The following is a 5,575-nucleotide window of genomic DNA, read 5'->3' as shown; positions in this document are numbered from 1 at the left end:
TCGGCTGGATGGTTCGCTGGCGCCGCCTGGTGCGGGACTACGAGGCCAGGCTCGATGTGTCCGAAGCCTTCGTGCAGGTCGCCATGGGCAGCCTGCTGCTACGCCGCATCAGCCACTGAGTGCATTCTCAAACGGGCTCTCAGCCTATGGCGCTGTAACAGCCTGGACGAGCGGAGGTTCATCAAGTCGAGAACCTCAGAAAGAGCCGACCTCACTCGTCCTTGCGCCGTTTGCCTCCAAATGGCCTGGGGACGGCAGGGCGGCGTCTGCGCTTCTCCAGCTGTCTGCAAGAGCATGAAGGCAAGGAACCCTTCGCTGTTTCTGAGCATTATCAAGCATGGCAGCTCGTGTCTGGCGTGGAATTCAATCATAACTTTCAGTTTATCAATGTGATAAGTATTGTATCCGGAGTTGATGGATGATGGTTGATGTTCTATTTGAAGCAGAAAATATTTATTGCTATCCAATGTCTTGCGACGATCTGGTCATCCTGCTCCGAAATATGGGATGGCGGGAGGTACGCCATGGCATCTGGACACCGCCAACCAGCACCGCGGCTCCTGATGCATGCGCGATGCTGAAGACTGCCATTCGAATGCGCTCTAAAGGAGTGGTGCGCGGAGAAGGCCGCCTCTTGCTGGACTTCCCCGTGTTCCGCAGGCGGCCTGATCTTGGCATCAACGCCTGGGAGATCGACTGAGAAGTGAATCGCTAGCCTATTCATCTCGTATTCACTTCTTGGATGCCCTTGTCGCTGCTGATGAAGCAGCCAACGCAGAGGGGCAGGCCGGCAAAGGCTATTGCTTAGCCAGCCATGGTGGCATTGCGTGCCTAGCTGGGTAGGTTGGCGATGCCGCCATCAGGGCTGCAGCATCGCTCGCTTCCCAACATAACGATCTCGTTTCTATGCGTTCAACGCTCCTGCAGCCGCTTGCCGAGCCCACTGCCCGCTGCTGTAACAGTCTGAGCACGATCCGACTGTCTCTGGATATGCTGCCTCATCTGGAGCGCTCAGCCTTGAACTTATCCCGAGTACATTCGACCACCGTTGTTATGGCGCCTTCCTGCTCCGGCGGTATTGGTCACATCTCTCGCTGTGCGTCCCTGGCACAAGCCCTGTGGCAGCTGGATCCGACGGTCCGGGTGGAGCTGGTGCTCGATGTTGACCGGCTTCGGCCGTTCAACATCGACGCTACCATGGGCATGGGCTTTCGGCCTCGCCTCCTGGCACCGCGCACGCGCGAAAGCCGGGATGGGATCGTCCGGGCCTGTTTTGGCGACGCCGACGTAATCGTCGACGACGTGGCACGCTACCTTCTACCCCTGCGCCAGGTGGTGCCGCAGGCCGCGTGGGTCTCTATCCTCATGCATCCTGTCGGCGACGAGCTCTTCATGGACTGGCCGTACATGGCGCAGATGGAGGCGCTCATCTGGCCCTATGCGCCGCTCATGGGCATGCCAGCCGAGCTTGCGCCATTCACGCAGAAGATCGTCCAGACCGGACCATTTCTCCATACGTCCGACGTCCCGGATCGCGCATCCTGTCGAGTTCAGCTTGGCCGGCCGGCTGATCGAGACTTCATCCTGTACGCGCCCCGCGGCTTCCCCTTTGGCCGCACGTTCGGACACCTAGTTCTCGCGTCGGTCTTTGCTGCCGTCGCACAGCTGCGCACAACGACCCATCCTGATCTCGAGTTACAGCTGATTGCCGTCAAGGACCGTGACGAGCTGAAGGGGATCGAGGGGGGGTGCCGAGTGCGCTGCCGGATTGGGTGCATGTCGAGGGTGTCACCACGCCGCAAGAGGCGTTGCGCTACACGCGCGCCGCCAGCATCGTCATCGCCGAAGGCACCAGCACCATGCATGAGGCAGCGGCACTGCGGACACCTTCGCTGCTCATTCCAGGCACGATCCAGGAGGCCACCCTGCTGGCCCAGAGCCTTGCACGGGAAGGAGCTGGCGAAATGCTGGAGATCGAAGCGGTCACGGCTGAGGCGGTGGCTACACTATTCCGGGAAGCGCTGTCAGATAGTCCCGCACGTTCTGCCATGACGAGCCTTGCGCATGACCTTGTCACCAGCGGTGGTGGTGCCATGGCGGCAGCCAAGCTGGTGCTGGAGGTGGCCGAGCGTCAGAAAGCAGCGCGGCGAGCAGCAGCCTGACCCCGCCCATTCACATGCTTGTCCATTGCCCGTGGAGGGAAGCCAGGATCTAGGCTGAGGCTTTGCCTACGACCGGACGTCGAGCACGCCAGCAGGAATGTCGATATGTTCCTCGTCGGGACGCTCATCAGGCGAATGCTCACTCGGCCAATGAAACGTGGCGAGCCGGGTCTGCATGAAATCCCGCAGCCGCTGCTGCACGAGCTGTACCCCGGAGCCGAGACCCGCGACGTAATCCTCAAGCTGCTCATCAAAGAAGATGAATGCTGCGATGCGCGACGTCTTCTCAGGATGATCAGGTTCCGGCTGTTGGCGGCAGATCCGGACCTCGATGCCCCCATAGGTCGGGACGATGGTGTACGTGTATCCCTCAGCAAGAAGGGTTTGAAGTACAGCAGCTTCAAGTTCTGGTGGAATGTCTGACATCTTCAACGTTCCAAAATATTTCTATCATCCTCAAACGGCGCTCAGCCATGACGGAGCGCAACACCATGTCCAAGACTGCCATTGCTATCGAAGAGCACGATGATCCCTAAGGAGTAAAGCCGCTGCACCGCCGGTGAGGGCAGCAGTGCAGCGCTCCAGGTCATTTCTTGCCGACCGCCTCGCGCACGCTGTCTTTCATGCCACCCACGGCGTTCTGGATCCTGCCCTCGTTCTTTTCGGCATTGCCCTCAGCTTCCGTCTTGGCATCGCCGGTCACCTTGCCGACGGCTTCCTTGACGGAACCCTTCACCTTCTTCGCCGCACCCTCGACCCGATCCTTGTCCATGATCTTCCTCCTTTGTCGGTGAGACTTCTTGCATCCTCGGCCCGCCCGTAACGGCGGACTTCAACACAAAGTCCAAGTGATAGGTGGGGTTCCTGGCTCCCACGGCCGCGTCTCTTTCAAGCAGCGTCACCAGAAGGTTAAATTGGGGCCTGTTTGCACCTCTCTCAGTACGGGCGCTCGGCCGGAGCCGGGGCGGGTTCTCCACCAAGATCCATGTCCGCTGTGACGGCAACGGCCGACCGCTCGTCTTCTACCTGACCGGCGGCGAGGCCGCCGACTACCAAGCCCTGCCGCATCTGCTGGATGGCTGGCGAGTCCACCGGTCCGGACCAGGCTGGCCGCGCCAGCGCCCGCTCCGGCTGGCAGCCGACCGCAGCTACAGCAACCGACCGGTGCGCCACGACCTGCGCCGACGCGGCATCGGCTCCGTTATCCCACAGCCCAAGGGCCAGCGCCCTTGCGCCCTGATCGACTGGCAAGCCTGTGCTCAGCGCAACCAGGTCGAGCGCCTGGTCGGCTGCCTCAAGCAGCGTCGGCGCAACGACTCACGGTATGAGAGGAGGGTCGCCAACTACCTCGCCATGCTCCCCATCGACGCCATCATGCGGTGGCTACAGGCCTGAGAATACGACCTAGGGTTTGGAAGGCGTATGCTCGTCGGCGAGTGTTTTGATGTAAGCCACAATCGCCGCTTCCTGCGCATCCGTCAGCCCGAGGTCGCCGACCACGCCCACGGCAGGATTATCGAATTCGGGTGCGGGCCAGCAGTTCTTCTGCAGCGCTTCCTTTTCCGTCGCATCGGTGATGCCCAGGTCTTCCTTGCAGCGCGGCAGGACGTCACGCGTGTTGTAGAAGTGGACGAGGCTCGCCAGGCTCTTGAACCAGCCATTGTGGGTGTAGGCCTTTACGAAGCCGCCGTTCAGGCCCTTGGTGACGTTGCGCAGCGTCGACGTGCGGAAGCTGCCCGGCGGAACACTCTCCACGTGGGCCCTGAGGCCGACCTTGATCCCTTTCGCGACCCCGGGGATCTCCCGGTTGAATGGCACGCCGATATTGTGGAAGCGGTTGTCGGTGTAGAGCTGCTTGGCCGCCTCGCCAGTAGGATCAGCCGGCTGCCCCTGCGGCACCCCATTGTGGCACACATTGCAGTTCGCGCGCTTCCCCGTAGGATTCAAGGTGGAGGTGATGCCGTAGAACAGGTCGTGGCCCAGGTTCTCCTGGACGGAGAAGCCGACCAGGGGGAACTTGCGCTCAGGATCGGCTGCGAGCGCCTTATCGCGCTTGGAACTGAACGAGTTTACGTCGCTGGACGCTTGCCAAGCCGCAAGCGCCACGGCGAGCAGCTTGAAACTGGTCCGGTAGGCGGGGTTGTTCTTTGGGTTCGGGCTGCAGTCGATGTTCCCGCCATAGGCCTGCCGGTACAAGTCCTTGTACTTGGCCGTCTTGACCTGCTGACAGACATTCTTTTCCCGGATGTTCTGCTCGACGTCGTTCGGGAAGGGGTTCAGGGCCTGGTCGGCGGTCGGACCGAGATATTTGCCATAGGCGGCCTGCACGCCGGAGGGCAGGTCCGACAGCCGGATTGTCTCGCTGACGGCACCTTCAGGCGTCGTCGGGCAGGAGGCGCCAAGCCTGGCGCCGCAGCCTTCCGCCCGGCCGTCCCAGAAGTTGCCGCCTTCCCAGGGCGGTACGAATGGCCCGAAATTGCCTGGGCGGAACGGTGGGCTGAAGCTCGCATAGGCGTTCGGGGGCGGCTTGATGCTGCCCAGCGCGTGCGGCTTGGCGCCCGGTGCCACCACCGTGGTGGCGTTGATGCGGGAATCGGGCAGGATCCAGCCCCTAGTCGGATCATGGCAGGACGCGCAGCCCTGCTTGTTGGCAGGTATGGAAAGCTTCTCGTCAAAGAAAATATTCTTGCCTAGTGCTTCGATGGAGTCCAGCGCGCCGGCGCCTGCAGACCAGATCATCAGCGGCGTGGCTGCAACCGACGCGAGGATCAATGATTTTGGATGTAGGTTCCTCGCCATTTATCGGATCTCCTGATTGCTACATTTACTATCCAAACGAACTCAAGTGTACGCTGCATAAAGGATCAATTTATGATGGAAATAACGCTGCTTAACTGTCTGCGTTATTCGAGGTAATGTAACTATTATTTCTTAGTTTCTGATCAATCGCAAATGCTACAGGAGTAAAGTAAATTTGACTTACCGGATATTATAGATTACAGTTTGTATATATCTTGTGTATTCATAATCCTTTTGTGACATACTACCATAAGTGTGTGGCGTGTCCCAAGAATCCTGGCGCGGAATTGGCTTGTTCAGCCTGATCTTCTTCTTGCGTCAGTGTCCATTAGCCCCTGAAGTCGGTTCCCATCTGCATGCGGAAAGCTGCACGCTGCTGGGCCATCTCAAGGACACGCTGGCACTGCTGATGTGGCGCCGCACCGCACTGATCCGGCCAGGCTGGCTGGGATTGCGCAGTCAGGCTGAACCGGGGCCACATCCCACTCCATAGCTACGCCCGGATCTGACATAAATCGGCTACCAGATCATAATCAGAGGGTTGGTGGCTTCCATCCCCTATGACGGCAGCAGGCTCAGCCCCCCTTCGCTTGACGCGGTTGCTGGCAGCGTAG

The 5,575-nt window shown here is 60.1% G+C and carries 8 protein-coding genes and 1 pseudogene; 5 read left to right on the top strand and 4 right to left on the bottom strand.

The features are described from left to right. Positions 1 to 119 (top strand): annotated as a pseudogene (locus HLA95_RS26565) (IS5/IS1182 family transposase); the annotation flags it as partial. Between the two features lie 299 nt (positions 120 to 418). After that, entirely contained in the window at positions 419 to 700 is a 282-nt protein-coding gene (locus HLA95_RS26560) for a hypothetical protein (RefSeq protein WP_191060508.1), read from the top strand. Positions 701 to 1,317: 617 nt separating this feature from the next. Here HLA95_RS26560 and HLA95_RS26555 read toward each other — a convergent pair. After that, positions 1,318 to 1,629 carry a hypothetical protein gene (locus HLA95_RS26555; protein ID WP_191060507.1) on the bottom strand — a complete coding sequence of 104 codons (312 nt, stop codon included), beginning with the start codon at positions 1,627 to 1,629 and terminating at the stop codon, positions 1,318 to 1,320. Between the two features lie 119 nt (positions 1,630 to 1,748). Between HLA95_RS26555 and HLA95_RS26550 the strand changes: the two genes are divergently transcribed. After that, complete coding sequence (locus tag HLA95_RS26550; protein ID WP_191060506.1) at positions 1,749 to 2,162, top strand: glycosyltransferase; 414 nt, start codon at positions 1,749 to 1,751, stop codon at positions 2,160 to 2,162. Positions 2,163 to 2,228: 66 nt separating this feature from the next. On the opposite strand, the gene HLA95_RS26545 is transcribed toward HLA95_RS26550, so the two are convergent. Together HLA95_RS26545 and HLA95_RS26540 are read right to left on the bottom strand one after the other, a co-directional pair. Further along, positions 2,229 to 2,588: a hypothetical protein gene (locus HLA95_RS26545; RefSeq protein ID WP_191060505.1), complete on the bottom strand. Its 360-nt coding sequence runs from the start codon at positions 2,586 to 2,588 to the stop codon at positions 2,229 to 2,231. Positions 2,589 to 2,748: 160 nt separating this feature from the next. Beyond that, the gene (locus HLA95_RS26540; protein WP_191060504.1) at positions 2,749 to 2,934 is read right to left on the bottom strand and encodes a CsbD family protein; all 186 of its coding nucleotides are present in this window, start codon (positions 2,932 to 2,934) and stop codon (positions 2,749 to 2,751) included. An 83-nt stretch (positions 2,935 to 3,017) separates the two neighbouring features. On the opposite strand from HLA95_RS26540, the gene HLA95_RS26535 reads away from it, so the two are divergent. Next, the gene (locus HLA95_RS26535; protein WP_191060503.1) at positions 3,018 to 3,557 is read left to right on the top strand and encodes an IS5 family transposase; all 540 of its coding nucleotides are present in this window, start codon (positions 3,018 to 3,020) and stop codon (positions 3,555 to 3,557) included. 9 nt (positions 3,558 to 3,566) lie between these two features. Here the strand turns inward: HLA95_RS26535 and HLA95_RS26530 are convergent, their stop codons facing one another. After that, on the bottom strand, positions 3,567 to 4,961 hold the full coding sequence (locus HLA95_RS26530) for a cytochrome-c peroxidase (RefSeq protein WP_191060502.1): 1,395 nt from the start codon (positions 4,959 to 4,961) through the stop codon (positions 3,567 to 3,569). A gap of 292 nt (positions 4,962 to 5,253) precedes the next feature. Here HLA95_RS26530 and HLA95_RS26525 point away from each other — a divergent pair, with 292 nt between their 5' ends. Beyond that, complete coding sequence (locus tag HLA95_RS26525) at positions 5,254 to 5,454, top strand: hypothetical protein (RefSeq protein WP_191060501.1); 201 nt, start codon at positions 5,254 to 5,256, stop codon at positions 5,452 to 5,454. Positions 5,455 to 5,575: the final 121 nt, after the last annotated feature.

The organism is Geminicoccus harenae (assembly GCF_019800005.1).
GTDB classification, from domain to species: Bacteria; Pseudomonadota; Alphaproteobacteria; order Geminicoccales; family Geminicoccaceae; genus Geminicoccus; species Geminicoccus harenae.
The sequence above is the reverse complement of the archived record's forward strand: the minus strand, read 5'-3'. Positions and strand labels throughout refer to the sequence as shown.

Coding starts and splice junctions, on each gene's coding strand:
- HLA95_RS26560 (WP_191060508.1), top strand. CDS start 419: ATGATGGTTGATGTTCTATTTGAAGCAGAAAATATTTATTGCTATCCA.
- HLA95_RS26545 (WP_191060505.1), bottom strand. CDS start 2,588: ATGTCAGACATTCCACCAGAACTTGAAGCTGCTGTACTTCAAACCCTT.
- HLA95_RS26540 (WP_191060504.1), bottom strand. CDS start 2,934: ATGGACAAGGATCGGGTCGAGGGTGCGGCGAAGAAGGTGAAGGGTTCC.
- HLA95_RS26530 (WP_191060502.1), bottom strand. CDS start 4,961: ATGGCGAGGAACCTACATCCAAAATCATTGATCCTCGCGTCGGTTGCA.